The 25,556-nt window shown below is 61.5% G+C and carries 25 protein-coding genes; 8 read left to right on the top strand and 17 right to left on the bottom strand.

The window, feature by feature from the left end:
- Positions 1-21: 21 nt before the first annotated feature.
- The 4 genes from P1T08_01790 to P1T08_01775 all read right to left on the bottom strand — a co-directional run bounded on the left by P1T08_01790 (position 22) and on the right by P1T08_01775 (position 5,249).
- Positions 22-762, bottom strand: a complete 741-nt coding sequence (locus tag P1T08_01790) for an amino acid ABC transporter ATP-binding protein (GenBank protein ID MDF1594818.1) — start codon at positions 760-762, stop codon at positions 22-24.
- A 12-nt stretch (positions 763-774) separates the two neighbouring features.
- Positions 775-2,523: an amino acid ABC transporter permease gene (locus P1T08_01785; GenBank protein ID MDF1594817.1), complete on the bottom strand. Its 1,749-nt coding sequence runs from the start codon at positions 2,521-2,523 to the stop codon at positions 775-777.
- Positions 2,523-4,049 carry an ABC transporter permease subunit gene (locus tag P1T08_01780; GenBank protein ID MDF1594816.1) on the bottom strand — a complete coding sequence of 509 codons (1,527 nt, stop codon included), beginning with the start codon at positions 4,047-4,049 and terminating at the stop codon, positions 2,523-2,525. Before P1T08_01780 ends, P1T08_01785 begins: the two co-directional genes overlap by 1 nt.
- Before the next feature lie 69 nt (positions 4,050-4,118).
- The gene (locus P1T08_01775) at positions 4,119-5,249 is read right to left on the bottom strand and encodes an amino acid ABC transporter substrate-binding protein (GenBank protein ID MDF1594815.1); all 1,131 of its coding nucleotides are present in this window, start codon (positions 5,247-5,249) and stop codon (positions 4,119-4,121) included.
- Positions 5,250-5,459: 210 nt separating this feature from the next.
- On the opposite strand from P1T08_01775, the gene dxs reads away from it, so the two are divergent.
- From dxs to P1T08_01740, 7 genes are all read left to right on the top strand, one after another.
- Positions 5,460-7,322, top strand: coding sequence for a 1-deoxy-D-xylulose-5-phosphate synthase (dxs, locus tag P1T08_01770; GenBank protein ID MDF1594814.1), 1,863 nt, complete (start codon positions 5,460-5,462; stop codon positions 7,320-7,322).
- Positions 7,323-7,501: 179 nt separating this feature from the next.
- The gene (locus tag P1T08_01765; GenBank protein MDF1594813.1) at positions 7,502-8,281 is read left to right on the top strand and encodes a transporter substrate-binding domain-containing protein; all 780 of its coding nucleotides are present in this window, start codon (positions 7,502-7,504) and stop codon (positions 8,279-8,281) included.
- A 181-nt stretch (positions 8,282-8,462) separates the two neighbouring features.
- Positions 8,463-9,251 (top strand): amino acid ABC transporter permease, encoded by a 789-nt coding sequence (locus tag P1T08_01760; protein ID MDF1594812.1) that lies wholly within the window; start codon positions 8,463-8,465, stop codon positions 9,249-9,251.
- Positions 9,252-9,255: 4 nt separating this feature from the next.
- Positions 9,256-10,002: an amino acid ABC transporter ATP-binding protein gene (locus P1T08_01755; GenBank protein MDF1594811.1), complete on the top strand. Its 747-nt coding sequence runs from the start codon at positions 9,256-9,258 to the stop codon at positions 10,000-10,002.
- Positions 10,002-10,232 carry a hypothetical protein gene (locus P1T08_01750; GenBank protein ID MDF1594810.1) on the top strand — a complete coding sequence of 77 codons (231 nt, stop codon included), beginning with the start codon at positions 10,002-10,004 and terminating at the stop codon, positions 10,230-10,232. Before P1T08_01755 ends, P1T08_01750 begins: the two co-directional genes overlap by 1 nt.
- 89 nt (positions 10,233-10,321) lie before the next feature.
- Positions 10,322-11,467 carry a Na/Pi symporter gene (locus P1T08_01745; protein MDF1594809.1) on the top strand — a complete coding sequence of 382 codons (1,146 nt, stop codon included), beginning with the start codon at positions 10,322-10,324 and terminating at the stop codon, positions 11,465-11,467.
- Between the two features lie 11 nt (positions 11,468-11,478).
- Positions 11,479-12,153, top strand: coding sequence for a PhoU domain-containing protein (locus P1T08_01740; protein ID MDF1594808.1), 675 nt, complete (start codon positions 11,479-11,481; stop codon positions 12,151-12,153).
- Between the two features lie 157 nt (positions 12,154-12,310).
- Here the strand turns inward: P1T08_01740 and P1T08_01735 are convergent, their stop codons facing one another.
- The 11 genes from P1T08_01735 to P1T08_01685 all read right to left on the bottom strand — a co-directional run bounded on the left by P1T08_01735 (position 12,311) and on the right by P1T08_01685 (position 22,262).
- On the bottom strand, positions 12,311-14,041 hold the full coding sequence (locus P1T08_01735) for an ATP-binding protein (GenBank protein MDF1594807.1): 1,731 nt from the start codon (positions 14,039-14,041) through the stop codon (positions 12,311-12,313).
- Positions 14,034-14,735 (bottom strand): response regulator transcription factor, encoded by a 702-nt coding sequence (locus tag P1T08_01730; GenBank protein MDF1594806.1) that lies wholly within the window; start codon positions 14,733-14,735, stop codon positions 14,034-14,036. Before P1T08_01730 ends, P1T08_01735 begins: the two co-directional genes overlap by 8 nt.
- The gene (gene phoU, locus P1T08_01725; GenBank protein ID MDF1594805.1) at positions 14,722-15,405 is read right to left on the bottom strand and encodes a phosphate signaling complex protein PhoU; all 684 of its coding nucleotides are present in this window, start codon (positions 15,403-15,405) and stop codon (positions 14,722-14,724) included. The genes P1T08_01730 and phoU overlap by 14 nt, the downstream gene beginning before the upstream one ends.
- Positions 15,402-16,154, bottom strand: a complete 753-nt coding sequence (gene pstB / locus P1T08_01720) for a phosphate ABC transporter ATP-binding protein PstB (protein MDF1594804.1) — start codon at positions 16,152-16,154, stop codon at positions 15,402-15,404. Before pstB ends, phoU begins: the two co-directional genes overlap by 4 nt.
- A gap of 77 nt (positions 16,155-16,231) precedes the next feature.
- Positions 16,232-17,584 (bottom strand): phosphate ABC transporter permease PstA, encoded by a 1,353-nt coding sequence (gene pstA / locus P1T08_01715; protein MDF1594803.1) that lies wholly within the window; start codon positions 17,582-17,584, stop codon positions 16,232-16,234.
- A complete protein-coding gene (pstC, locus tag P1T08_01710; GenBank protein MDF1594802.1) occupies positions 17,581-18,513 on the bottom strand; it encodes a phosphate ABC transporter permease subunit PstC in 933 nt (310 codons plus the stop codon). Before pstC ends, pstA begins: the two co-directional genes overlap by 4 nt.
- Before the next feature lie 102 nt (positions 18,514-18,615).
- A complete protein-coding gene (locus tag P1T08_01705) occupies positions 18,616-19,662 on the bottom strand; it encodes a substrate-binding domain-containing protein (GenBank protein ID MDF1594801.1) in 1,047 nt (348 codons plus the stop codon).
- A gap of 316 nt (positions 19,663-19,978) precedes the next feature.
- Positions 19,979-20,377: an arsenate reductase ArsC gene (locus P1T08_01700; GenBank protein ID MDF1594800.1), complete on the bottom strand. Its 399-nt coding sequence runs from the start codon at positions 20,375-20,377 to the stop codon at positions 19,979-19,981.
- Between the two features lie 75 nt (positions 20,378-20,452).
- On the bottom strand, positions 20,453-20,887 hold the full coding sequence (locus P1T08_01695) for a copper chaperone PCu(A)C (GenBank protein ID MDF1594799.1): 435 nt from the start codon (positions 20,885-20,887) through the stop codon (positions 20,453-20,455).
- 11 nt (positions 20,888-20,898) lie between these two features.
- Positions 20,899-21,540 (bottom strand): SCO family protein, encoded by a 642-nt coding sequence (locus P1T08_01690; protein MDF1594798.1) that lies wholly within the window; start codon positions 21,538-21,540, stop codon positions 20,899-20,901.
- Entirely contained in the window at positions 21,537-22,262 is a 726-nt protein-coding gene (locus P1T08_01685) for an SCO family protein (protein ID MDF1594797.1), read from the bottom strand. The genes P1T08_01690 and P1T08_01685 overlap by 4 nt, the downstream gene beginning before the upstream one ends.
- Before the next feature lie 136 nt (positions 22,263-22,398).
- Here P1T08_01685 and P1T08_01680 point away from each other — a divergent pair, with 136 nt between their 5' ends.
- On the top strand, positions 22,399-22,869 hold the full coding sequence (locus P1T08_01680; protein MDF1594796.1) for a hypothetical protein: 471 nt from the start codon (positions 22,399-22,401) through the stop codon (positions 22,867-22,869).
- 21 nt (positions 22,870-22,890) lie between these two features.
- On the opposite strand, the gene P1T08_01675 is transcribed toward P1T08_01680, so the two are convergent.
- Together P1T08_01675 and P1T08_01670 are read right to left on the bottom strand one after the other, a co-directional pair.
- On the bottom strand, positions 22,891-23,253 hold the full coding sequence (locus tag P1T08_01675; GenBank protein MDF1594795.1) for a c-type cytochrome: 363 nt from the start codon (positions 23,251-23,253) through the stop codon (positions 22,891-22,893).
- A 4-nt stretch (positions 23,254-23,257) separates the two neighbouring features.
- Positions 23,258-25,489 carry a hydrogenase iron-sulfur subunit gene (locus P1T08_01670; protein ID MDF1594794.1) on the bottom strand — a complete coding sequence of 744 codons (2,232 nt, stop codon included), beginning with the start codon at positions 25,487-25,489 and terminating at the stop codon, positions 23,258-23,260.
- Positions 25,490-25,556 lie beyond the last annotated feature (67 nt).

Raw genomic sequence — 25,556 nt, 5'->3', positions numbered from 1 at the left:
AACGCCAGAAAGGTCTTAGGGCTAGAGGATCTGGCTGAGGAACAGCTTCGTGCGGTCGTGTTGGGGGTTCGTGAAGAAGTGCTCCGGTGTGCCGGCCTCGACGATGTTGCCGTAGTCGAAGAACAGCACCCGGTCGGCCACCTCTTTGGCGAACCCCATCTCATGGGTGACCACGAGCATCGTCATGCCCGACCTGGCCAGCTCCTTCATAACGTCCAGGACCTCTTTGATCATCTCGGGGTCGAGCGCGGAAGTCGGCTCGTCGAAGAGCATGATGCGAGGCTCCATCGCCAGGGATCGTGCAATGGCGACACGCTGTTGCTGACCACCGGATAGCTGGCCGGGGAACTTGTCGGCTTGCTCGGGGATTCCAACCCTCTCCAGCAGCGCCATCGCCGTCTCCTCAGCGTCCGCCCTCGTGTGCTTCCGCACCCAGATCGGCGCCAGGGTGATGTTCTGCATCACGGTCAGGTGAGGGAACAGATTGAACTGCTGAAACACCATGCCGACTTCAGAGCGGATCTTCTCGATATTGCGGAGATCGTTCGTCAGTTCGACGCCGTCGACGACGATACGGCCTTCCTGGTGCACTTCGAGGCGATTGATGCAGCGGATGAACGTCGACTTGCCCGATCCGGAAGGGCCGATGATCACAACGACTTCGCCCTCTTTGACGTTCGTCGTCACGCCTTTGAGCGCCTGGAAGTCGCCAAACCATTTCTTGACGCCGTCGCTGATGATGATGTCTTTGTCGCCTGGCACTGTTACCTCCGTTTACCGCTCGCCGACGCCGAGCTTCCGCTCCAACCTCAAGCTGGCGCGACTGACATTGAATGTGAAGATCCAGTAGATGACCATCGCAAACAGGAGGCTCTCCTGGAGGCTGCCCAGCGAGGCAGGCTGGTTGGGCACGATGTCGCGGGCGACCCGCAAGAAGTCTGCGAGACCGATGATCGCCACAAGCGATGTGTCCTTGAACAGGGAAATGACCTGCCCGACGATGGCCGGGATCACCGACCGCAACGCCTGCGGAAGCGTGATGAACACGGTCATCTGGACGGTGGAGAGACCCATCGCCTTGGCTGCCTCGTACTGACCCTTCGGAATCGACTGGAGACCACCGCGCACGTTCTCAGCCAGGTACGCGGCGGAGAACAGGGCGATCGCCACGATTGCTTTCACGATGTTGTCGAGTTCGACCTCGCGGGGTAGGAATCTGTTGATCACCAGGTTGCCGAAGAAAAGCACCGTGATCAGCGGAACCCCGCGCACGGTTTCGATGTACCCGGTGCTGAGAAGCCGGAAAATGGGCATCGATGAGGTACGGCCGAGCGCCAGCATGATTCCGATCGGGAACGAGATGACCAGGCCGGAAACGGCGAGCAGGAAGGTCAGGTTGAGGCCGCCGATGAACTCCCCCTGGAGGCCCACGAGGCCGGTTTCCGCTTGCATCATGACCATGAAGTAGGCCGTGATCAGCACCGTGACCGACCAGGCGATGACGATGTTCTTCTGCGCCTTCCCGGTTCCACCGAACGTCGGAGCCGCCAGGGCAAACGTGGCCAGAGCCAGCAGCAGGAACCTAACCAACATCGGCATCGAGACCAGCCAGCAACCGAGAGCCGCGATTACCACAACGCCGGCCGCCAGGCGCCCGCCCTCGCCGGCATTCCCGGAGCTCATCCACCACAGCAAGCCCCCACCAAGCACGATGAACGCAACGGCGGAGGGCAGGAAGACCGACATCACCGGCACGTCGGCGGTCACCGGTGCCCGCTGAACGACCAGGTAAACCACAGGAAGAGACAACAACCACAGGCCGACCAGGACGCCGCGGGCCAAGCCTTCTGAAACAACGCGGACGACCACCCCGCCCAGGAGGTACGACACGACCAGCAGCACACCTTGAATGGTCAAGCTGGTTTTGGTGCCGGTCTCGATCGGGAGTATCCAGACAATGACGCCGATGATCAGCAGGATGCCGAGGAGAACGGAGCGGATGTGGATCGTTTCTTCTTTGAACCGCTCACCGGCCATCATCCGAACCGCCTGGCCCGCCAAAAAGAGAACGGCGCCAACCGCAGCGGCGCCGACCCGAATGCCGGACGGTGCATCGGCCAGGATGGCGACCACCAGGCCGGTGATGCCGATGGAAGTCAGCGTCCTACCGAATTGACGCGGGGCGGTTTTCCCGCCCACTTTCCAGACGGCCAGACTCAATCCCGCCAGCACCAGGACGATCCCCAGCGAGACCCAGGTCCTGGTCATTTCGGCGACGGGATAGGCCTCTGTCCAGTACAGCTTCATGTTGCGAGGAATGACGTTCCACAGCCGCTCCTCGGCAAACACGTAGCTCAAGAGGCCTCTCACGAACACCACGATCAGCGCCAGCATCAACAAAGAGAGGACCGAGTTGAAGAACGTCGAGAAGAGGTTCTCCCTGGCCCAGCGGATCGCACCGGCCGACGGTTTGTCAGGTGCAACCTCGGACTCGCTGATCTCGTTGACAAATGGTTCGGTCATCAGCGCTCCACGAGTGCGACTCGGCGGTTGTACCAGTTGACGATGGCTGAAAGCATCAGACTGACCAGCAGGTAGAACCCCATCCAGATCAGGATGACTTGAATCGTGGCGCCCGTCTGGTTGAAGAGCGTCTGCCCGACGGCCACGACCTCGGCGTATCCCACTGCGATCCCGAGCGACGTGTTCTTGGCCAGGTTGAGGTACTGATTTCCCATCGGCGGGAGGATGATCCGGAAGGCCTGAGGCAGAACGATCATCCGCAGCAACTGGCTGCGCTTGAGGCCCAACGCCAGTCCGGCCTCAGTTTGCCCCTTGGCGACGGCCAGAATGCCGCCGCGCACGATCTCGGCGATGAACGCAGCCGTGTACAACGTGACGCCCACCCACACACCGAAGAAGTAGCCGCTCATCGTCATGCCGGTGGCTCCGAAACTGGCGAATCGCCCGGGAGCTTCCACCGTCGGACGCCCGAACTCGAGCACGGTGCCTGTGCGCAAGAAATCGAATTTGCCATCCCAAAATCCGAAGAGGCGTTCGAGTCCGAGATTGATCCCCTCGGTGATCCCGGGCACCAAGAAGAAAACGATGGCGGCAACGACACCCATCGCCCCGGCCAGGCCGATCCGGAAGATGTCATCATCGGTCAACCGGGCAAGACCAGCCGGGCTGCGCAGCGAGTCGAGGAACCGTTTGATCCACCGGGCCGCCAGGCCGACGACGGCAACGGCCAGGACGAACTGCATGAGCACCAGCGGAACGCTCCCGAACAGCCAGGACAAGCCACCAAAGACCCACCCGAGAGCGCCGGCAATGGGGTGCGCGAACCAACCGACGACGGCAAAGAGCATGAAAGCGGCGAGCGAGTACCCAACGGCGTGGGCTTCATGTCCTGTCTCTTCAAGGACCCTGATCCGCCACCGGAAGGCGAACCGGGCGGCGATTGCACCGGCTAGAACGAATACGAACCACTGCCAAAACGCTTCGCGAGGAAAGAACCACGGGATGGACAGACCCTTGTTCGTGGCGTACAGCCACCCCTCGATCGGCCCCGAGCCTTCGGATTCCAAGCTTGGAAGCGAGCCAAAGACTGCAAACCAGAACACAATCTGGAGCAACAGCGGAACGTTGCGAATGGTCTCGACATATACGGTGGAGGCCTTGTTGACCAACCAGTTCGAAGAGAGCCTGGCGATGCCGACGATCACTCCAAGGATCGTGGCGGCTACAACGCCCGAGGCGGTGACCCGCAACATGTTGACGACGCCGACGAGTATCGCCTCGAGGCCGGACGAGGGCAGTGTGGCGAAGCCCTCAGAGAGCTGAATGCCCGGCGCGTCACTCAGGAACCGCCAGGAGAAGGTGAGACCTTGCGCCTCGAGATTGGCTGCGGCGCTGCGGACGGCGACGACACCCACGAAGATCAGTCCTAGCAGGACCGCAATCTGAGCTGCCCACTTCAGAACAGTGGCGTCCCGCCAGAGCGGGGGCCGCTCGTGTGCTGCCTTCGGTTCGACGGTCTGCGTCACAAAGCCCCTCCGCGAGCCGATGTGGTGAGGGGGCGCCTGCGCGCCCCCTCACTGTGTCTTCCTCTTCGGTTACCTAGCAGGCGGTGCGTAGATCAGACCACCGTCGCTCCACAGTGCGTTGAGGCCGCGCTCGAGTCCCAGCACCGTGAGATGCCGATCGAAGATCTCACCGTAGTTGCCGACCTGCTTGATGACGTTATAGAACGCATCAGCAGAAAGGCCCATCGCCGTCTGCTTTTCTTCCTCGCCGCCGAGCAAACGCTGAACCTCACCATTAGGTGGGCTCGCCTGCATGGCGTCCACGTTGGAGCTGTCCACTCCCAGTTCCTCAGCGAGGATCATGGCGTAGATCGACCAGTTGACCGCATCGGCCCACTTCGCGTCACCCTGGGCGACGCCGGGACCAAGAGGTTCCTTGGAGATCGGCACCGCCGGGAAGATGACCCAATCGCCGGGGGCGGGTTCATCGGTGGACTTGCGCGAAATGAGACCGGAACCGTCGGTGGTAACGGCGTCACAAGCGCCACTCTTGAAATTCTCCAACACGATGTTGAAGTCCTCGAAAGTGGTGAGTGTGAAATCCGTACCGGCCGCTTGCATCGCCTCGGTGATGTTCTTCTCGGTCGTGGTTCCGGCGTTGGTGCATATGACCGCACCGGCGAGATCCGCAAGGCCTGAGCCGCTGTCGAATCCGTCGGCAGCCAGAGCCATAACCTGCTGTCCGTCGTAGTAAGTGGTCGGGGCAAAGTCCACGCCCAACTCGCCATCACGGCTTTGGGTCCAGGTCGTGTTCCGGCTGAGCATGTCAATTGAACCTGAGGACAGAGCCTCGAAGCGCTGTGCGGCCGTCAATGCGGTGTAGTTCACCGCTTCTGAGTCGCCGAGCACCGCGGCTGCCACTGCACGACAGAGATCGATGTCAAAACCGACAAATGCGCCCGTCTCATCCTTCGAACCGAACCCGGGCAAGGTTTCGTTCACACCACAATTGAGCGTTCCGCGGGCGATAATCTCGTCGAGACGGCTTCCACCCGTCTGCGCTCCGGTATCGGTTCCGCCTGCGGTGGTCTCGGTAGTAGTGCCGTCATCCGGGGTGACGGCCGTGGTGGGAGTGGTCTCGTCTCCGCCCCCTCCGGCGTCACACGCCGTCAGGACCAGAGCCAATACCGCCAGTACCGCCATTAGTTTCTTGAGATTCATTCTGCTCCTCCCAAATGGGAATTCAGGGACTGCGCCTCCCCGATTAGTGAAACCACCATAGACAGGGCCGAACGGACGCATCAACCAAAAGTGGGACCTATTTCAGATCGGCCGTGACCAGTGGCCCGTTGCAGCGCTAGTCTGTGACCCTCGTTTCCGACCGCACAAGCGGTTGCCGCCGACACCACGACCCTCACAAACGAAGCGCACGTGAACTTTCTCGAACACATCCAGGATCCTGAAGACCTTCGCAGCCTCGACGTCGATGAACTCGAGCAACTGGCTGCTGAGATTCGACAATTCATGGTTGAGAAGATCTCGCGCACCGGGGGCCATCTCTCACCGAATCTCGGAATCGTCGAACTGACCCTGGCCCTTCACCGGGTCTTCGAGAGCCCGGACGACCGCATCTACTGGGACGTTGGGCACCAGGCATACGTCCACAAGATCGTCACCGGCCGCCAGGGCGGCTTCGACTCGCTCCGCTCGTTCGGCGGAATGACGGGCTACCCGAGCCGGGCTGAGAGCGACCACGACTTCGTCGAGAACAGCCACGCGTCTGTATCGCTCAGCTATGCGCTCGGCAACGCCATCTCCAACGCGGAGGCGGGCAACGGCCGCTATACGATCGCGGTCATCGGCGACGGCGCCCTGACGGGCGGAGTTGCGTATGAGGCCCTCAATCACATCGCGGTGACACGGCCCCCGAACCTGATCATCGTCGTCAACGACAACGGGCGTTCGTACGCGCCGACGGTCGGCGGACTTGCTGCACTGGCTCACCTACGGTTCAACCCGCGCTACGAGCACGCCAAGAAACTCACCGGCCGCGTTTTGCGCTCCCTTCCCATCGTGGGCGACACCGCCGACGAACTCGCATTTCGTTTGAAAGAGAGCCTCAAACAGTTGGTCGAGCCGGCCACAGTTTTCGATGTGCTCGGCCTGAAGTACTCGGGGATCCTCGACGGCCACGACTTCCAGGCAATGGAAGAGGCACTCGAACACGCCAAAGACATGGGAGAACCGGCCATCGTCCATGTCATCACGGACAAGGGCCGTGGGTACGAACCGGCCATCAACGACGAGGTCGAGAAGCTGCACGGCGTGAGCGCCTTCGACGTCGAGTCGGGCCGACCTAACAACTCCGAACTGAAGATGACGGACATCGCCGCCATGGCCGTCCTCCACGCCGCTCGCCAGAACGAGGATGTCGTCGCCATCAGCGCCGCCATGGTGTCTCCGACCGGTCTCGGTGAAATGGCAGGCGAGTTCCCCGACCGGGTCATCGATACCGGTATCGCCGAACAGCACGCGGTGGCGCTGGCAGCAGGGTTGGCGATGAGCGGCAAGCGCCCGGTCGTTGCCGTGTATTCGACCTTTCTGCAGCGAGCCTTCGACGAAGTAGTGATGGATGTGGCGATGCACAACCTGCCGGTCACCTTCCTCCTCGATCGTGCGGGCGTGACCGGACCGGACGGTCCATCTCATCATGGAGCTTTCGATCTCTCCTACCTGCGGATGATTCCCGGCATGACCATCGGAGCACCATCGGATGCACGCGAACTCTGTGCGATGGTGGCGGCCGGCGTTACTCACGAAGGCCCCATGGCTATCCGCTTCCCGAAAGGTGGAGCAGACACGATCCCGGAACTGCCCGTCGAGCCACTCGAAATAGGCACTTGGGAAGAACTCGAGTCCGGATCAGACGTACTGCTGCTCGCAACGGGTCGAATGGTCGAACTCGCTCAGAAGGCACAGTTGACGCTGGCACAACAAGGCGTGTCGGTCGGCCTGATAAATGCTCGCTGGGTGAAGCCTATGGACGAGCGTCTGGTCGACTGGGTGCGCGCCTACCCGATGGTTGTCACGCTCGAAGACAACGTGATTAGCGGTGGCTTCGGCGCCGGGGTTCTGGAGACGGTGAGCCTGGACGGCCTCGCCGATCGCATCCGGATCATGGGCATTCCGGACGAGTTCCTGCCCGCCGGTTCGGCCGGCGAGATAATGAAGTCGATCGGGCTCGATGCGGAGTCGATTGCCGAGCGCGTGCTTGGCCTGGTAAGCGGCGCCTGACCCAGAGAAGTACTGGGTACCGGGACATCGTTTCTCGGTCATTTTGGATACATCTGAAGTCCCAATAGCCGATACCCGGTACGGGGTACCTCTTCACGATCTGCACCTTTCGATTGCACGACCTAGAGTTCCAGATACGGGGAGAGCAGACTCCTCGTTCCCAATGGGAGGAAGACACCGTGAGAAGCAAATGGACTACGATCTTCGTGCTGTTGCTGGCGTTCTCGCTGGTCGGAGCGGCATGCGGCGGCAGCGAAGCAGACACCAGCGAATTCGGCCTTGTAGCAGCCGACACATTGACTGTGTGCTCTGAGATCCCCTACGAGCCTTTTGAGTACGAAGTCGACGGCGAATACACCGGGTTCGACGTCGACCTGATGCAAGCGATCGCCGACGAGTTGGGCCTATCGCTGGAGTTCCTCGGCACGGGCTTCGACGCCATCACGTCCGGCAGCGCCATGGCTGCCAATCAGTGTGACATCGCAGCATCCGCCATCACCATCACCGAAGAGCGCGAGGCGAACATCGACTTCTCGGATCCATACTTCGACGCGGCACAGTCGCTGCTCGTCAAGAAGGACTCGGGTTACGCAACCCTCGACGACCTCGTCGGTAAGAGCCTTGGTGTCCAATCCGGCACAACCGGTGAGGCATACGCCCAGGACAATGCCCCCGATGGCGTCGCCCTGCTCTCCTTCGAAAACGGCGGCGAGTTGTTCGTGGCACTCGAGTCCGGCAACGTCGACGGCATCCTCCAGGATCTGCCGGTCAACGCTGACCGTGCACAGAAGGACGAAACCGTTGAGGTCGTCGACACCTACTCGACGGGCGAGAACTACGGATTCGCCACGCAGGAGGAAGGTAAGGAAGCCCTGTTGACCGCAGTCAACGAGGCCATCCAGACCCTGCGCGACAACGGCACCTACCAGGACATCTTCGACAAGTATTTCGGCGCGTAAACAAAACTCGCCGATCCACAGACCTCGCTGAGGGGGACCCGCTAGTGGTCTGTCTGCTATTTGATGACCGGGGTAGGCAGTGCCACGAACCCTGCCACAGCGGGGATCGTCCGGCAGGAGACCAAGTCACCAAATCCGCGACGGACCACTAGGGTCCCCCTCAGCGCGTCGGGAGGGCAGCGTGACAAAGAGAACCAAACTCCTGATCAGCCGGGCGACCCTCTACTCGGTCCTCGTGATCATGGCCATTGTGGTCCTGCTCTTCGCAGACTGGGCGACACTGCAGCGCTCATTCGCCGACGTCGACGTGGCGGCCGACATGTTGCCGGAAGTCATCACGATCGCCGCCAAGAACACCCTGCTCTATACGTTGCTGGCGTTCTCGCTGGGTCTGGTCATGGCGCTGATTCTGGCGCTCATGAAGATGTCGCCGATCCGGCCCTACAAGTGGATCGCTACCGCCTACATAGAGTTGTTCCGTGGCCTTCCGGCCCTCGTCACCCTCATCTTCGTTGCCTTCGCACTACCCATTGCGTTCGATGGATTCGAAGTACCAGGCGGCACGCTCGGAAAGGGTGCCGTTGGCTTGGGAATCGTGGCCGCCGCCTATATGGCCGAGACGATCCGAGCGGGGATTCAAGCTGTGCCGCGCGGCCAGATGGAGGCGGCCCGGTCGCTCGGAATGAGTTCCGGGCAGGCGATGAGCCGCATCATCCTTCCCCAGGCATTTCGGATCATCATCCCGCCCCTCACGAACGAACTCGTGCTCCTGATCAAAGACACCTCCTTGTTCTTCGTGCTCGGCACCACGCCGGTCTCGAAGGAACTCACGAAGTTCGGACGCGACCTCATGAACCAGAAGTTCAACGGCACGCCGCTCACGGTGATCGCAATCGTGTACCTGGCGATCACACTGCCGCTCACGCAACTAGTCGCGGTGCTCGAGCGCAAGGCCGCCAAGGCGAGGTGAACCGATGAACCCCAACGTCCCTCCCATCAAGATTGTCGGTCTCCACAAGTCCTTCGGGAAGCTGGAGGTGCTCAAAGGCATCGATTTCGAGGTGGCGGCCGGTGAGGTCGTTTGTGTGATCGGACCGTCCGGCTCTGGGAAGTCGACGATACTCCGCTGTGTCAATCTCCTCGAGGTGCCCACCGCCGGCAAGATCTTCGTCGAAGGCATCGATATCACCGACTTCGAGACCGACGTCGACGCCGTCCGAACCCGGATCGGGATGGTGTTTCAGCGCTTCAATCTCTTCCCGCATCTCACGGTCCTCGGCAACCTCACGATTGCTCAGAAACGTGTACTGAAACGCTCCGATGACGAGGCGAACGAGGTCGCCAACAAGATGCTGGAGCGCGTCGGTCTCACGGACAAGGCAGACGAGTACCCGATCCGTCTGTCCGGCGGCCAGCAACAACGGGTGGCGATCGCCCGATCGCTGTGCATGAACCCTGACCTGATGTTGTTCGACGAACCCACCTCCGCACTCGATCCAGAGCTGGTCGGCGAGGTGCTCGACGTCATGCGCGGTTTGGCATCCGAGGGAATGACCATGATGGTCGTGACCCACGAAATGGGATTCGCCCGCCAGGTCGCAGATCGAGTCGCCTTCATCGACGGAGGGGTCATCGTTGAGGACGGCCCCCCTGCCCAGGTGATCGAGGCGCCCCAGCACGAACGCACTCGGAAGTTCCTCGAAGCGGTACAGCACTACTAATGCTCGACACCGTGCTCACCTGGGTGTTCGGTGCGGTCGCTCTCTTCATAATCATCTGGTTCATCCGCTACGCCGTCAGTGTGCTCCGGGGTGACTATGGACATGCCAAAGGCGCCAAGCGAGTCTGGTGGATTCCCGGCGGCGGCACACACGGCATGGGCCAGGTTCCCCCGATAGTGCCCGACCAGGAAGAGGACGACCAAGTCGACCCATACATGCCGCCGGGATAGCGGCTTCAGCCGGATCTCGACCTCGTCTCAGGCACTAGTCTCCTTCCCGCCACGAGGGACAACCCAACTCCACCCGGAGGCACGGCACGATGGAGACCGAAGAGCAGAGCGCCAAACGGGACCTTCCGACCTGGGTACGTCTCATCCTTGTCTTCTTCCTCCTCTACCTCTTCTTGGTGGGGGTCAAGGCGCTCGAATCTGGTATCAAGTCATTCGGCTCAGACTTCACCGACAGCCTGTTCGCGAATGTCTCCAACCCGATCGCCGGACTGTTCGTCGGGATCCTCGCCACGGTGCTGGTGCAATCTTCCTCGGTCTCAACGGCGACGATCGTGGGCCTGGTCGGCGCAGGAACGCTGTCCGTGCCCTTCGCCGTGCCGATGATCATGGGGGCCAATATCGGCACGACGGTTACGAACACGCTTGCCTCACTCGGCTTCCTCCGGCGCAGCACGGAGTTCAAGCGCGCCTTCGCCGGTGCCACCATGCACGACTTCTTCAACATCCTTGCCGTGGCCCTGTTCCTTCCCCTCGAACTCGCCACCAAGTTCCTTTCGAAGAGCGCTGAGTGGCTGGCCGACCTCCTCGGGGCCAACACCTCCCTTCAGTTCGAGAACCCCGACAGTCCGATCAAGTCGGCGGTGAAGGCACCCGTTTCGTGGTTCGAGTCAATCGTCGAACGATTCACCGAGAACGAAACGGCGATGGGCTTCGCGCTCCTCGTTCTCGGGCTTGCTCTGATCTTCCTGGCCCTCGCCTACATCACCGTGAACATGCGGTTGGTCATGGCAGGGCGGATCGAGCGATCGATGAACGCGGTGCTCTCGCGGGGCGGTGGCATAGCCGCCATCGCCATCGGGTTGCTGATGACCGTCGCCGTACAGTCGTCATCCATCACCACGTCAGTCCTCGTACCGATGATCGCCGCCGGAGTCCTGACCCTCGAGAACGGATTCCCCGTCACGCTCGGCGCCAACGTCGGCACCACAGTCACCGCGCTGCTCGCCTCCCTGGCGGCAGAGTCGCCAGCCGCGCTGGTCATCGCACTCACCCACACGCTCTTCAACGTCTCCGGCATTCTTGTCTTCTACCCGATCCCGGCGATACGTCGGATCCCGCTGATCCTCGCTCGGAAGCTGGCAGACGTTGCGGAGGTCAGGAAGTCGGCGGTGCTGGCCTACGTAATAGGCGTCTTCATCCTGCTGCCGATCATCGGCATACTTATATTGAACTGAGGAGAGCAATCATGGTGATGGAATTCTTTCGAGGCGGAGCCGACAAGGAACTCGAGCAGATCGAGCAAACGATTCAACAGATGCTGGTCGATTGCCGTCACACCTTCGACGCGGCCATCAACGCGCTCCTCGGGGGTACCGAACCGGAACTCGTCAAGAAAGACATCAAGAAGACGGATCGCCGGGTCAACAAGGCACAGCGCGAGGTGCGGCGGGAACTCATCGTGCACACCAGCGTCCGGGGAGCATCTGCCGACATCCCGATGGTGCTGGTTTCGATGAGCATCGTGAAGGACGCCGAGCGGATCGGCGACTATGCAAAAAACATCTTCGACCTGGCGAATGCAGGAGTGGATCTATCGTCGAGTGATCTCCGGGACCAGCTCCTGACGAACCGGGATCGAATATCGCGACTCATCGCCGAAACGGCCCGAATCTTCGGCGAGCGTGACGCCGAAGCCGCACACGAGATACTACAGACTGAAGATGAACACCTCAGCGAGTACGACGACCTCGTCCTCGAACAGATCCAATCGGCGGCACCGGCGAGCGAAGCCGTTCCGCTGGCATTGCTCTACCGCTACTTCAAACGGATCACCGCCCACTCGATGAACGTGCTCACCTCCCTGGTGATGCCGCTCGACCGCCTCGACTACTACGACGAAGACAAGGCTGATCGTTGGTAAGCCGTTTGCCGGGCACTTCGTGCCCGGCAAATTCGAGTTTCGCTTTGCGAAACTCCCCCCATACCCACCGGGCACCGCGAAACCCGAGAATACCCGTTTCGCTTTGCGACAATCGGCCCACATTGCACCTTGCACCACACCACACCCGGCACCCCATCTACGCCAAATCGGGCAGTGGAAGCCGGATGGTGAACGTCGACCCCCGCCCCAGTTCACTCGCAACCTCAACCGAACCACCGTGCCGCTCGGTGACATGCTTGACGATTGCCAACCCCAGACCGGTACCCCCAGTTTCTCGCGAGCGGGCCGCATCCACCCGGTAGAACCTCTCGAAGATACGGGGCAAATCCCGGCTGGGAATCCCGATTCCGGAGTCTCTCACCTCGAGCACCGCCTCTCCACCCTCCCGGCGGGCCGCAATCCTCACTGTTCCACCCGCAGGCGTGTAACGAAGGGCATTATCGAGCAGGTTCCTGAAGCCGAGCCGCAGGTCGTCGGCGTTGGCCAACGCTTCGACTCCATCGAGGCGCAGGATCAGCTCGATCTGGCGTCTATCAGCATCCGATCGAATCGCCGCGACCTCATCCTCGATCAACCGGTCGAGCCGGACTAGCTCGACGATCGGCAGCTCACCCTCTAGTCGCGAGAGATCGAGCAAATCGGAAACCAGGCGGCCGAGCCGGATGGCAATCCGGTCGATCTGTTCGGCGAACCGCGTCACCGCCGCCGGGTCGTCGTCGACCGCACGGAGAATCGTTTCGGCACCAGCCCGAATGGCCGCGACCGGCGTCTTCAGCTCATGCGACGCGTCGGCCACGAAATCCCGCCGCATGGACTCCACCCGTTTGGACTCCGTCATGTCCCGGGCGACCAACAAGACCATTCGACCCTTCTCGAGCGGGAGAACCGTGACGGCATAAACCTGGGGCGGCACACCTGCAGTGAACTCATCTTGTTGCGTCCGGGCAGTTGCCAGGGCGCTTTCTGCGGCTCGCTTCGCCGACGAGGGCGCCAGCCCGCTCACACCGGCCGGTGCTCCGAACAGCGCCTTGGCCGGCTGGTTGGCGTAGACAACCGATCCACCGGCGTCGATCAGGACCAGCGCTTCCGGCAATGCAGACAGGACGTCATCCCGCAGGCTGCGGGCATCCTCAGCGTCGGCGACCTTCCGCTGGAGCTCACCGGCCATCCGTTCGACAGACTGAGCCAATCGCGCCGACTCGGCGAGGCGCGGCGCCGGCAGACGCCCGGACGCGTCGCCATCCGCAATCTGGGAGACGGCGTCGGTGATCTCACCGAGCGGGCGGGAAATCCTGGCCGCCACCAGCCACACCGTGGCCACCCCGATCAAACTCATGAGGAGGGCGCTCCCAACGATCGAAAAGCGAAGCCGGCTCAATGACTCCTCGACCTCGGTCAACGGAACCGACAGCCTGTAGATCAGTCCGTCCGCCACCGGGAGCGCAACATATCGAAACGAGACACCGACCGTTTCGCTGAGACGCGAATCGACCCCCAGTTCCCCTGCCAGGGCGGCTATCACTTCGGGGCGTGTCCCGTGATTCTCCATCTCGGCCGGGTCCGAGCGCGAGTCTGCGAGCACCGTTCCGTCGGCTGCGATTACGGTGATACGCGTCTCGATTCTGTCACCGAGCGCAACGGTGTCCTCCCGGATGGATGGCGACTGTTCCAACGAGAACCGCACCACTTCCGCCTCTTCCTTTAGCAAGTTGGTGAGTTCTTCAATCAGGAGATCTCCCGTCCGTTCGTTGATAACGACGCCGAGGACGAGCAGGAGGACGACGACTGCGAGGGCATACCAAACGAGCAGACGGCGGGCGAGTGTCGGCCGGTGCCCGCGCCTGATTCGGGTGGGCGATTCAGTCATCGAGCAGCTTGTAGCCGAGACCGCGCACCGTCAGGATCAGGGCCGGAGAATTGGGATCGGTCTCGATCTTGTGGCGCAAGCGCTTTACGTGCACGTCCAGAGTCTTCGTGTCCCCGAAATACCCGGGCCCCCATACGTCTTCGATGAGGGCTTGCCGTGTGGCGAGGCGCCCATTTCGACGTAGCAATGCCTCCAGAAGATCGAACTCCTTCGGACGAAGTTCAACAGGCAGGCCCCTGACCTCGAGCTCGTGGCGATCGATGTCGAGTCTGAGTGATGCGCTCTCCAGAACCTCCGCGTCGGCCGACACTCCGAGCGACGCTCGGCGCAGATTGGCGCGCACTCGGCTAAGCAGCTCGCGCATCGAGAACGGCTTCTTCACGTAGTCATCCGCGCCGATCTCGAGCCCTGCGACGGCGTCGGCTTCGCTGTCCTTCGCCGTGACGATGATGATCGGGACGATGGACTCGGCTCGAAGGGTCCGGCACACGTCAAACCCCGACATCCCGGGCAGCATCAGGTCGAGAAGCACGAGATCGTGATGAGCGGCGCGGAACCTCCGCACTGCCGTCCTGCCGTCGGCCGCTATCTCGACCGAATAGCCCTCCCGCTCGAGGTTGTAGCGGATTGAATCGGCCAGCGCCTCTTCGTCCTCGACGACGAGGACCAGCGGGGGGGATTCAGTGAGCATCATCGCCGTCTGGCCTGGTGAACTCCTGAAACTCGCCCGTGATCAGAAAGGCAACCTGCTCGGCGATATCGACTGCTTGATCGCCCACTCGCTCCAGCGCACGGGCAACCATCAGCATCGGTACCGCCCATTCGAGGAGGTCGAGATCCCGGCCACAGTTGGCGATCTCACGGGCCATACTCCGATTCAGCCGGTTGACCGGTTCGTCCATCTCCGGCACTCGGAGAGCGAGGTTGAGGTCTCGCTGGACTAGTGCGTCCATGGCGGTGCTGACCATTGGCTGGACCAGGTCGCCCATCTCACGAACATGCTCGAGGATCATCGGCTCTCGTGGCAGGCCCTCGATGGCATGAACCACCTTGGCCACGTTGGTCGCCTGATCGCCCATGCGCTCGAGGGTCACATCGACGTGCAGGATCACCGACATCAAGCGCAAATCGATGGCGACAGGCGTCTGCAGCGCCATCGTCTCCAACCACTCCTGATGGATTGCCATATAGAGGTCGTCGATAGCCTGGTCTTCTGCGACGACCTGATCGGCAAGGACCGCGTCGTCCAAGACGAGGGCCAGCACCGCCTTCCCGACCGCCTGCTCTGCCAGGTCGGCCATGAAGACCAGTCGCTCAACGAGCCTCTCGAGTTCCTGATGGAAGTGCCGGCGAGGCTGGGTCATCCGAACCGTCCTGTGATGTAGTTCTCGGTTTCCTCGTGTTCGGGATTCGTAAATATATCTGCCGTTCTGCCGAACTCGACCACTCTCCCCGCCCTGTCCGCGTCCATGTTCAGAAAGGCGGTGAAGTCCGACGCACGGGCAGCTTGCTGCATGTTGTGCGTCACGATAACGATGGTGTAGTGGTCTTTGAGTTCCTGGATGAGTTCCTCGATGCGCAACGTAGCGACCGGGTCGAGCGCCGAGGTCGGCTCGTCCATCAAGATGATCTCCGGCTTCACGGCGATGGTACGGGCGATGCAGAGCCGCTGCTGCTGACCGCCGGACAGCGAGTAGCCGCTCTGGTCCAGTTTGTCCTTGACCTCGTCCCACAAGGCAGCCTGCCGGAGCGCCCCCTCAACCAACTCCCCCATGTTGCCGCGGTACCCGTTGACCCTGGCGCCCCAGGCGACGTTGTCGTAGATGCTCTTCGGGAATGGATTGGGTTTCTGGAAGACCATCCCGATCCGGCGCCGGACCTCGACGGGGTCAACGTCGCCGGCGTAGATGTTGGTTCCGTGGAAACGGACGTCTCCCTCCACCCGGGCTCCCGGAACGAGGTCGTTCATACGGTTCAGAGCCCGCAGCAGTGTGCTCTTTCCGCAACCGGACGAGCCGATGAGAGCCGTGATGTAGTGGTCGTAGATGGTGAGGTCTACCTCCTTGACGGCCCGGAACGATCCGTAGTAGGCGTGCATGGAGCGGATCTCCATGGCGGACGTGAGCCGTCCTGGCACGGCTTTGGCCGGCTCAGAGACCGATGTCCTCACGAAGGCGTCCTGCCCGGTCATCAAACCCTCCTTGCGTAGCGATTGCGGAGAACGATCGCAGTGGCGTTTAGCAGCAGCAGCAGCACGAGAAGCACAATGATCGCGGCGGCCGCGATATTGCGGAACTCGTCCTGAGGTCGGGACGTCCACTGGAAGATCTGAATGGGAAGCGCGGTGAATTTGGAGAATGGCCCGGTCGGATCAGCAGTAATGAACGTCGATGCGCCGACGACGACAAGTGGCGCGGTTTCACCCAATGCCCTTGCGACGGCCAGGATCGCGCCGGTGAGAATTCCCGGGATCGCATTCGGCAGAACGTGGGCACGGATTGTCTGCCACTGCGAAGCGCCCAGCGCCATTCCCGCCGACCGCAACGACTGAGGGACGGCCCGGATCGCCTCCTGGGCGTTGATGATGATGATGGGGAGAATCAGCAAACCCAGCGTCAGCCCTGCAGAAACAACGGTTCGGCCGTTGGCGGTGACGCCGTCGACTCCGCCGAAGGCGGCGCCGCTGGTGAATGCCTGGAGCACGCGGACGAAGATGGCCAGGCCGAGCATCCCGTAGATGATCGAGGGCACCCCGGCCAGATTGTTTATGTTGGTCTGGACCAGGCGATTCAGGCGGGTGTCCCGGGCGTACTCCTCCAGGTAGACCGCGGCGCCCACGCCGACCGGGAACGAGAAGAGGATCGTAACGCCGACGATCCACAGTGAACCCAGGATGGCAGTGCGCACCCCGGCGATCTCTGCCTGGGGGGATTGCGGACTTGTCACGAAATCGACCGAGAGCCACGAGCGGAAGATGAGGTCGGCGCTGGGGTAGAGCGCAGCCGCCCTCTCTTCGATCTCGGCACGGTGGAAAATCGAATCGAAGAGCAACCAGGTCTCCTGCACTCTCGGCTGGACGATTTGCTCGACGATGAGCGCGTATACGTTGTCCCGTTCCCGTGCGCCGGACGAACAACCCGCGGGACGATCCACGGCACGGGCACACAATTCGTCCCATTTCGCTTGCGTCTCGAACACGAGCCGATCGTCGTAGAAACGCTGGTCCCGTTCCAGGCTCCGACCGACGTTGTTGTTGATGTTGGTGCGCAGCACCGTGACGAGGTCGTCCTTGGACAGGTCGACCAGAGCGGATGAGGTGGAGTCGAGGCCGAGCGACTCCACCAGAGCTGCCGGCGCCACTTCGCTCTCGAGGGCGACCAGACCGAACGCACTGTTCACGATGTGGTACAGCAAGGTCAACAGCGCGAATACCGCAACGATCAGCGACGCCAGAAATGACAGCCGGAGGTAGGCGCCACGCCTGCGCCGCCGGCTGATCTGGCCATCGAGTTGAACCCCCTCCGGGAACCCTCCGGCGCTCATTCGTAGACCTCGCGGAATCTGGCCACGAACCGGCGGCTCAGCATGTTCAGAGACAGCGTCATCAGGAACAGCATGAGGCCGATGGCGAACACGCTGTTGTAGTCGATGGAGTTGTAGCTGAGGTCGCCTCCCGAGATCCGGACGATGTGTCCGGTCATCGTCTCGCCTGAGATGAACGGATTGAGCACCGTGCTGAACAGACCGTCCTTGCCGAGATTCCAATTGCGCGGCGCGGCACCTGCCGCTATCGCTACCACCATCGTTTCGCCGATTGCCCTCGACACCGAGACCACAACTGCGGCTGTGATGCCGGAGAGGGCGGCGGGAAGCACCACCCGCAGGGACACCTCGAGTTTGGTGGCACCGAGACCATGGGCTGCCTCGCGCAAGGAGAGGGGCACTGCGTGGAGAGCGTCCTCGCTCATCGAGCTGACGAGTGGAATGATCAGAATTCCCACCACGATCCCGGCAGACGCCACATTGAAGATTTCGACCAGCGAAACGCCGAGGAGCGATCGCAGAATGGGAGTCACGAACGTGAGAGCAAAATAGCCGTAGACGACGGTCGGGATGCCGGCCAGCACCTCAAGTACGGGCTTCAGCAGGCCGCGGGCACGATCCGAGGCGTATTCGCTTAGGTAGATGGCCGCAGCCAGGCCAAGCGGTACCGCCACCAGAATCGCGATGAGGCTGACCATGAGCGTTGACCGAACAAGCGGCCAGATCCCGAACTCGAGAATCTGTGGCTCCCAGGTCGTCGAACTGAAGAACTCACCGAGCGTCACTTCTTTCGTCTGAAAGAACAGCAGGGCTTCGCGGCCCAGGACAACGACGATCCCGATCGTGGTCAGGATCGAAATCATGCCGGCGAGAAACAAGGACCCCTGTATGGCGGCCTCGATCGGGCGCGACCGCCTGGTCAGGTCGATAGTCCCGTCAGTTTCGTTAGTGCTGGTCGTGCCCGTCTCCCTTGCTCGGATAACCCGATGGGTGAGGTCTGGAGGAACACTCACCCATCGTGGGTTCTCTTTCTACTCTCCGAGTGCCCCAGCTAGGGCAGACCTGGCAGCATCGAGATCTTCTGCCGGGGCGGGGAAGTAACCGACCTCGCCGATCTCCTCATCCACGTAGGTCAGCACGAAATTGAGGAACGCTCCAACCTGGGGTTTTTCCGCGATGATCGAAGCGGTCGTGTACATGAACAGCGGGCGCGCCAGGGGATACTCACCTGCATCGACCGCCTCTGCTGTTGCCTCAACGCCCTCGACTGCCAGCACGTTCAGCACACCCCGGTTCTCTGCGTAGTAGGCGTATCCGAAGAACCCGACCGCGCAGGTGGTCGATACATCGGCAGCATCACAACCGTCCGCGGTGATGCCCTGCACCAACACATTGTCATCTTCGGACTTCTGCGTGTCGGCAGCAGCCAGGATCGGACCCGGCTCCTCGTCGAAGACCTCCTCAACGAAGTAGTCGAACGTCCCCGAGTCGGTACCGGGAATGAACCTGGCAACCGGATTGGCCGGCCAATCCGCCCGCACGTCCTGCCAGGTCACCGCCGTCGAGAACAGCACCGCCAGCTCCTCGAGTGTGATGTCGGTTGCAAACGTGTTGCCCGGCGATACCGTCACCGCCAACGCGTCCGTCCCAAGCCGAATCTCGATCGGATCCCGATCGATCGCCCGACACGCGGCAACCTCTTCATCCTTGATGGGGCGGGACGCATTCGAAATGTCCGATTCGCCCTCAACACAGAACCGCTCGAAGCCGGCGCCCGAACCGATACTGTCGATCGTGATCTGACCCGAATACCCTTCGTTCTCGAACCGGGCGGCCATGGCCTCGACCAGCGGGAACACCGTCGACGAGCCGGCCGCCGCGATGTCACCCGTCACGTCCAACGGATCAACCATCGGCAGAATGCCATCACCCGATGAAGTCGCCGTCCCCCCGAGCGTGGTAGTGGTGGGCTGGTCGGTAGGGGTTGCGGTGGTATCCGCCGTCGAGTCACCACACGCTGCCGCAACAACTGCCAATGTCGCGATCAACGCGACCAGGGTACTGAGCTTCTTGAACATCGAAACCTCCACGGTTGGCTTGGTGCGGGGTGGATCGAGAATCTCTCCTCCCTGGGAGCCGTCGTAGCTCCGGCGAGAACGTTAGAGAACGCTATTAACCGGGGTGTGGCGTGGAAGTGAACGTCCGGTGAACGTTTCTTCGGCGCTTTGCGCCAAAGAAATTGGAGTTTCGCCCAGCGAAACTCCCGTCAAGAACCGCGTTCCTCCCTCGGCGCAGACGGGGGAGGTGGCGTGCAGCTGATGCTGCACGGCGGAGGGGCAAGAACGGGGACTCCCCCTCGGTGAGGAGAGAGCGCGACGGGGTTCCCACCAACGCCTACAGCAGCTCGTCCAGCAACAGCTTCACCCGGCGACTGATCTCATCCCGAATTGGACGGATCTCCTCAACCGATTTCCCGGCAGGGTCCTCGAGTTCCCAGTCGAGATAGCGCTTGCCCGGGTAGATCGGGCAGGCGTCTCCGCAGCCCATCGTGATGACCACGTCCGAGGCCTCGACCGCCGCATTGCTCAGCTTCCGGGGGACGGCACCGATAAGGTCGATCCCGAGTTCACCCATCGCGGTGACCGCCACATCATTCACTTCCGATGCCGGCATCGATCCGGCCGAGCGGACAACTACCCGATCGCCTCCGTAGTGACGTAGGAAAGCGGCCGCCATCTGGCTACGCCCGGCGTTGTGAACGCAGACGAACAGAACTTCGGGTTTTACCAACATCCCTGCCTTTCTCCTCGTTCTGGCGTCAGACACCCGACAAAGCTGCGCGCTTCTCGACGCCAGAATGTTAGAACGTCAGCTTTCCTTTATCTCAGCTTGGACTTCGACCGTGCCGGCGTTCTCGAACTCGAGGGTCACGTCGAATCTCTCTCCAGCAACAAATTCCGCTTGCTTGTCGATGCACATGACGTGAAGGCCACCGACCTCGAGTGTCGTCTGGCCGTTGGCGGGGATCTCGATCCCCGCCGGGCCGACCTGAGCCATGCCCATCACACCGTCGTTCATCATCGACTCGTGCAGTTCCGCCGCTGCACACGCCGGAGACGAGGCGGCCACCAGGTGGTCGGCGACCTCGGTGTTGTTGGTGATCACCATGTAGAACGCACCGTTTGTGGCGACGGAGGGTGACGGTCTCCCCCAGACATCGGCAACCTCAATGTCGGCTCCGCTACCGCAAGCGGCGGCGAGCAAAGCAAGCACAGCCATCGACCAGACCCATGTGCTTCTCATCCTTGATCTCCTTATCGCAGCATGTATTCGAGATCCGACGCGATTGCGTCCGCCTCGACGCCAAATGGGATAACGATTTTGAGATTACCGGCCTGATCGATGACCAGGAGCGTCGCCGTGTGCTCCATCAGATAGCCTGTGGCTTCTGAGCCTTCTCCTGCCCGGTAATAGATTCCATAGAGGGTGGCCACCGATCCGATTTCTTCTTCGGTGCCGGTCAAGCCAACGAATCGATCGTCGAAGTGGCGAACGTACTCCCCGATCCGATCGGCCGTATCCCTGGCCGGGTCGATCGTCACGAAGATGAGCTGGACATCTTCCGCATCATCCTCGCTGAGGCTGTCGACGGCGGCGGCAGCATCCGCCAATGTTGTCGGACAGACATCGGGACAGAACGTGTAGCCGAAGTAGATCATGACGACTTTTCCCGCGTAGTCACTGAGAGACACCGGACCGCGATCCGAGGAAAGCGTGAAGTCCGGCGCGGCGGACAATCCCTGAATCACGGACCCGCTGAATTGATGTGGTTGAGAACGGTTGAAACCCCACCAGAAGACCAGACCGGCGATCAGCAAAGGGACCAGCAGAAGGAACAAACCAAGCCAGCGCCGCGACGGCGGCTGTTCAGCTTCGGGTGCAAATGTGTCGGTCATGGTGCGTAGCAAAGGAACAGATGGGCTGCTTCGTAGGCCAAGCCGGCCGGACCGTTGCTGTTGGCCTCCTCTTCCGCCAGCACGCCTAGGTGGCGGAGAATGCGATCGGTGTCGGAGGTCTGCGTCTCGTACTTGTACTCGTTGCGAATGATCCCGGCACCGTCGACGAGCACGAAACGCCGATCAAGAGTGATAGTCCCGTCGTCGTTGAGGCTGAAATAGGTGCTGAACCCTCCGGCAACGACATCGGCCAGGAACCGAGGGTCCTCGACAGTGGCAAACGCCCACACCTCAGGGTCTGCACCGACCGACTCCGCGTACGAGGCCATGCTTTCCGGAGTGTCCAGCGGGTCCACCGAGATGGTGACGAGAGCAACATCGAAGCCACGCAGGTCGGCGGATGCCAGACCTTCTTGAACCTCTTTCATCGTCTGGTCGGTGGAGTCACAGGTCACACACGACGAGTAACTGAACGTGTAGAGAACGAACTGGCCCCGCATATCCTCACTCGTCATGGCCCGACCCTGTGAATCGACGAGGCTGAAGCCGGGAGCCAGACGCACTCTGGGGAGGACCTGGATCGGCTGAAAGGTGACGAAGGCGAACACCGAGCCCACCACCAACGCGGCAAGCACGGCAATACCGATGAACCAACGTCTCCCTCGCTGGGTTAGCCGGGGTTCCTGGATCGGTTGAGGCGTGACCGTCGTCATGTCGACCATGAAGGCTCCTACGTCGCGGTGGGATGCGACCAGCACAAATGGTAAACCCTCGCGAGGCCCACGGATCCGACCCTCGCCGGATCAGCACCAGAACCGATTCGCACTCTCAATGCGCCTCGACAATCCTTCTTACCGTATGTGGAAACACCGGCCGGCGCTCATCATCTTCTGCCTCGCAATCCTCGGCGCCTGCAGCCAGAGCGACCCTTTGATGCATGGCGAGGACGCCCTGCCGAGCAGTATCGGGAACCTCTCGGGAACCTATGTTCTCAACGGCATCGACCCACTCGGCAACGAATACACCGGGCACCTCGAGGTTTCGGATACTGAACGGATCGGCATCTACGATCTGCAGTGGATCGTCACCGAGGCGTTTCAGCTGGGTACCGGACGACTGGACGGCAACCTCCTCGAGGTCGAATGGCGCACCTCCGACCAGGCAGCCCAGGAGGTTTCCGGAACGGCGACGTTCACCGTAACCGTCGACGGAGAACTCTACGGATCAAAACACGTCGACGGAGATGACGGTGAGTGGCGTGAAACTGCCTATCCCGCCGGTCGCGAGTCGCGAGTCCCTGGTCGCGAGTTCCTGGTGGCCGGTCGCTGATCGATCGTCTGTGACGCAAACCTAGAGACCGAGCAGATACTCAACCAGGGAGTCGATCTGAGCATCGCTCAGGTCCCAGCCCTTTGGCATCACACCGCTGGCGTAGCCGCCGACCAGATGAGAATCCGGATCAGTGATCGACTCCCGCAGGTAGTCCCCGGCCGCCATACCGGCCACCCGCGTACCGGCAACAGAGCCGATCCCGGCCAGAGACGGGCCGACGCCGTCCGCACTCGGTGCGGTCGAGTGACACGCCGAGCATCCGGCCTTACCGCCGACGACGATCGAAGTGAAGAGCTCTTCACCAAGCAGCTCGGGTTCGTCGGCGGACCCGCACGCCGCAATCAGAATTACCAGGCCAACCATCAATCCAATGCGTTTCATGCAATCACCTCAGAGTAAGAAGATACGCAACCAGATCAGCCAGTTCAATATCGGTCAAATCCTCACCGGCATCAGCGCGCATCTGCCCGGATGGAAACCCTTCAACTATGTACTGATCAGGTTGCAGGATCGACTGCCGAAGATACTCCTCAGCGGGAACACCCGGAACACGATCTCCGGCGCGGGCACCGACGCCGGCCAGAGAAGGCCCAACCCCGTCGTCGCCCTCCCGGACTGAATGGCAGACCCTGCACCCGGCGCCTCCACGGATGGCGGCGGCCCTGAAGAGGTCCTCGCCTCGCTCCGGATCGGCATCACCCAACGCGTCGGAGACGGTGATCGAGATGATCTCCCGCTCTTCGATGATTCGTGACTCTTCGAACACGAGCATCTGTCGTAGACCGCCGTCGTCGACCACAACAAGCACTTCGTGCCATCCGGGGGTCACTTCAACCTGCTCGAAGACCGTCACGGCCGATCCACCGTACGAACGATCCAATGCGACCGCTCCATCGATGAGTACTTCCAGTCGAGTGCCGCTTCCTCCGAACGCTCCCGCAGGGGCCGGACTTCCTTCGATCGCCGCTCCGACGCGGTGTTTCATCGAGACTTCTACGACCGCCGAGTCGTCACCGAACGCATCCACCCGAACGAATGTCAGCATAAGTTGTCCGACGACCAACAATCCGATCATCATCGAAACGGGTAGAAGCCGCTTCCAATGTGGCGGTGGAACCACCTCCCGGAACCTCACCGGAGCATTGACCGTCGGGGAATTCCCCGGCGCTCTCCAGTCGAATTCGACCCGATCGAGATCGAGTCCCTCATGGGCTTTCGGGCGCCGCTGCCCGGTCAATCGGGCCTGGGCCCACTCATTTCCCTCCCGGTTGGAGCAGTCGTCCGGCGGACATCCAATCAGGCGCACCCGACTGGCTCCCGCAAACAGCACTGCCTCTACCTCATCAGGATGGATCATCCCGACGCACGTAACCGGAATCACGATTCCCGACACGTCGCGGGCCCCCTGCTGCAGATGCCGCTCACATACATAGGAGACTTCCGCTCCCTCCCGGAATTCCGGGTGAACCAAAGGCCAACCGGTCTCGGGTGGCTTGCCGTCAAAAGAGATGGCAAGCGGTGGACAACTCCCGATACAGATTCCACACGAAACGCACTTTCGTGGATCGACGATGGCCAGCAGATCACCGGTTTCCTGCCGGCCCATCGTGATCGCCGTGTACGGGCAGTCGACGAAACAGAGCGTGCACCCGGTGCACCGCAGCGCGTCCACCACCACCGGGGCCGGCAGCCTGCGCCGCAGCAACCAGGGGATCGCAGCTCCAAGGATCGTCACCGTGGCAACGGCAACCCATACCAACAGGGGGCTGCGCAACGCAGCAGGAAGGTAGGTGAGAAACCACAGATCGAGGTCGAGCGTCCCAACCCGCTCGGTGACGTCCATCGCAGGAAGCATCCCGACCGGCATCGCAATGGCAGCTAACAGCAATACAGCGCCGGATACCCACATCCAATGGGCAGGTGGCAACCAGTGAGCCCGGTTCAGCCGCCGGAGGTGATACCAGAGCATCACGCCGATGATCGCGCTCACCAGCACATGCGCAGTGATGACCAACACGAGAAACACCCAGCCAGATCCAGAAAATCCAGGGGTGAGTGTGTTGACGATGAACGCATCCGCGCCGGGAACCCAATCGATCAGGTCGATCAACGACTGATTCAATGGGCCGGCGGTGACGTCCCAAATCATCCAATAGCCTGTGACGCCCGCCAGCCAAACAAGCGACACAGAGGCCACGCCGGTGACCCACGCAGTCCAGCGGGCTCCCCGGAATCGATCCATGAAGAACGTTCTCCATGCGTGGATAACGGCCGTTATCAGCGTGGCTGCGGAGGCATAACGGTGAACGGCACGGATGATCCGGCCGACCGGGTTGCTCTCAATGCCCGCCACGGCCACGTAGGTGGCGTCGAATCCGAACTGATAGAACAGCGTCAAATAGATGCCCGTCAGGAGGAGCAGCACCAGCAAGAAGACCGTGATTGTGCCGGTGTGATAAAGCGGATTCAGGTTCTGGTCACGAACGAATCTACCAACGAGACGCTCAACAGCCAGAGACCACGACTCGAACCGATTGAGCCACCGCTTGACCACTCCGCCCTGGCGGGCGTCCCAGTCGACCGCAGGCTGGAGTTCGTTGAGACGCTCGGTGTTCATAGGTCGGGGAGAGTAATGGCGAGCCGTATGCCGCTGATCGCCGGAATTGGCAATCAGCCATAGGCGG

This window comes from Acidimicrobiia bacterium, assembly GCA_029210695.1.
In the GTDB taxonomy this organism is placed as follows: domain Bacteria; phylum Actinomycetota; class Acidimicrobiia; order Spongiisociales; family JAHEDJ01; genus JAHEDJ01.
The sequence above is the reverse complement of the archived record's forward strand: the minus strand, read 5'-3'. Positions and strand labels throughout refer to the sequence as shown.

What these genes read in the sequence shown, in the direction of transcription:
- P1T08_01705 (MDF1594801.1), bottom strand. Translation starts at nt 19,662, where the DNA reads ATGTTCAAGAAGCTCAGTACCCTGGTCGCGTTGATCGCGACATTGGCA.
- P1T08_01755 (MDF1594811.1), top strand. Translation starts at nt 9,256, where the DNA reads ATGAACCCCAACGTCCCTCCCATCAAGATTGTCGGTCTCCACAAGTCC.
- P1T08_01680 (MDF1594796.1), top strand. Translation starts at nt 22,399, where the DNA reads ATGTGGAAACACCGGCCGGCGCTCATCATCTTCTGCCTCGCAATCCTC.
- P1T08_01785 (MDF1594817.1), bottom strand. Translation starts at nt 2,523, where the DNA reads ATGACCGAACCATTTGTCAACGAGATCAGCGAGTCCGAGGTTGCACCT.
- P1T08_01750 (MDF1594810.1), top strand. Translation starts at nt 10,002, where the DNA reads ATGCTCGACACCGTGCTCACCTGGGTGTTCGGTGCGGTCGCTCTCTTC.
- P1T08_01695 (MDF1594799.1), bottom strand. Translation starts at nt 20,887, where the DNA reads ATGAGAAGCACATGGGTCTGGTCGATGGCTGTGCTTGCTTTGCTCGCC.
- P1T08_01690 (MDF1594798.1), bottom strand. Translation starts at nt 21,540, where the DNA reads ATGACCGACACATTTGCACCCGAAGCTGAACAGCCGCCGTCGCGGCGC.
- P1T08_01700 (MDF1594800.1), bottom strand. Translation starts at nt 20,377, where the DNA reads ATGTTGGTAAAACCCGAAGTTCTGTTCGTCTGCGTTCACAACGCCGGG.
- pstA (MDF1594803.1), bottom strand. Translation starts at nt 17,584, where the DNA reads ATGAGCGCCGGAGGGTTCCCGGAGGGGGTTCAACTCGATGGCCAGATC.
- P1T08_01685 (MDF1594797.1), bottom strand. Translation starts at nt 22,262, where the DNA reads ATGGTCGACATGACGACGGTCACGCCTCAACCGATCCAGGAACCCCGG.
- P1T08_01670 (MDF1594794.1), bottom strand. Translation starts at nt 25,489, where the DNA reads ATGAACACCGAGCGTCTCAACGAACTCCAGCCTGCGGTCGACTGGGAC.
- P1T08_01775 (MDF1594815.1), bottom strand. Translation starts at nt 5,249, where the DNA reads ATGAATCTCAAGAAACTAATGGCGGTACTGGCGGTATTGGCTCTGGTC.
- P1T08_01735 (MDF1594807.1), bottom strand. Translation starts at nt 14,041, where the DNA reads ATGACTGAATCGCCCACCCGAATCAGGCGCGGGCACCGGCCGACACTC.
- P1T08_01730 (MDF1594806.1), bottom strand. Translation starts at nt 14,735, where the DNA reads ATGATGCTCACTGAATCCCCCCCGCTGGTCCTCGTCGTCGAGGACGAA.
- pstB (MDF1594804.1), bottom strand. Translation starts at nt 16,154, where the DNA reads ATGGAGATCCGCTCCATGCACGCCTACTACGGATCGTTCCGGGCCGTC.
- P1T08_01675 (MDF1594795.1), bottom strand. Translation starts at nt 23,253, where the DNA reads ATGAAACGCATTGGATTGATGGTTGGCCTGGTAATTCTGATTGCGGCG.
- P1T08_01740 (MDF1594808.1), top strand. Translation starts at nt 11,479, where the DNA reads ATGGTGATGGAATTCTTTCGAGGCGGAGCCGACAAGGAACTCGAGCAG.
- P1T08_01745 (MDF1594809.1), top strand. Translation starts at nt 10,322, where the DNA reads ATGGAGACCGAAGAGCAGAGCGCCAAACGGGACCTTCCGACCTGGGTA.
- phoU (MDF1594805.1), bottom strand. Translation starts at nt 15,405, where the DNA reads ATGACCCAGCCTCGCCGGCACTTCCATCAGGAACTCGAGAGGCTCGTT.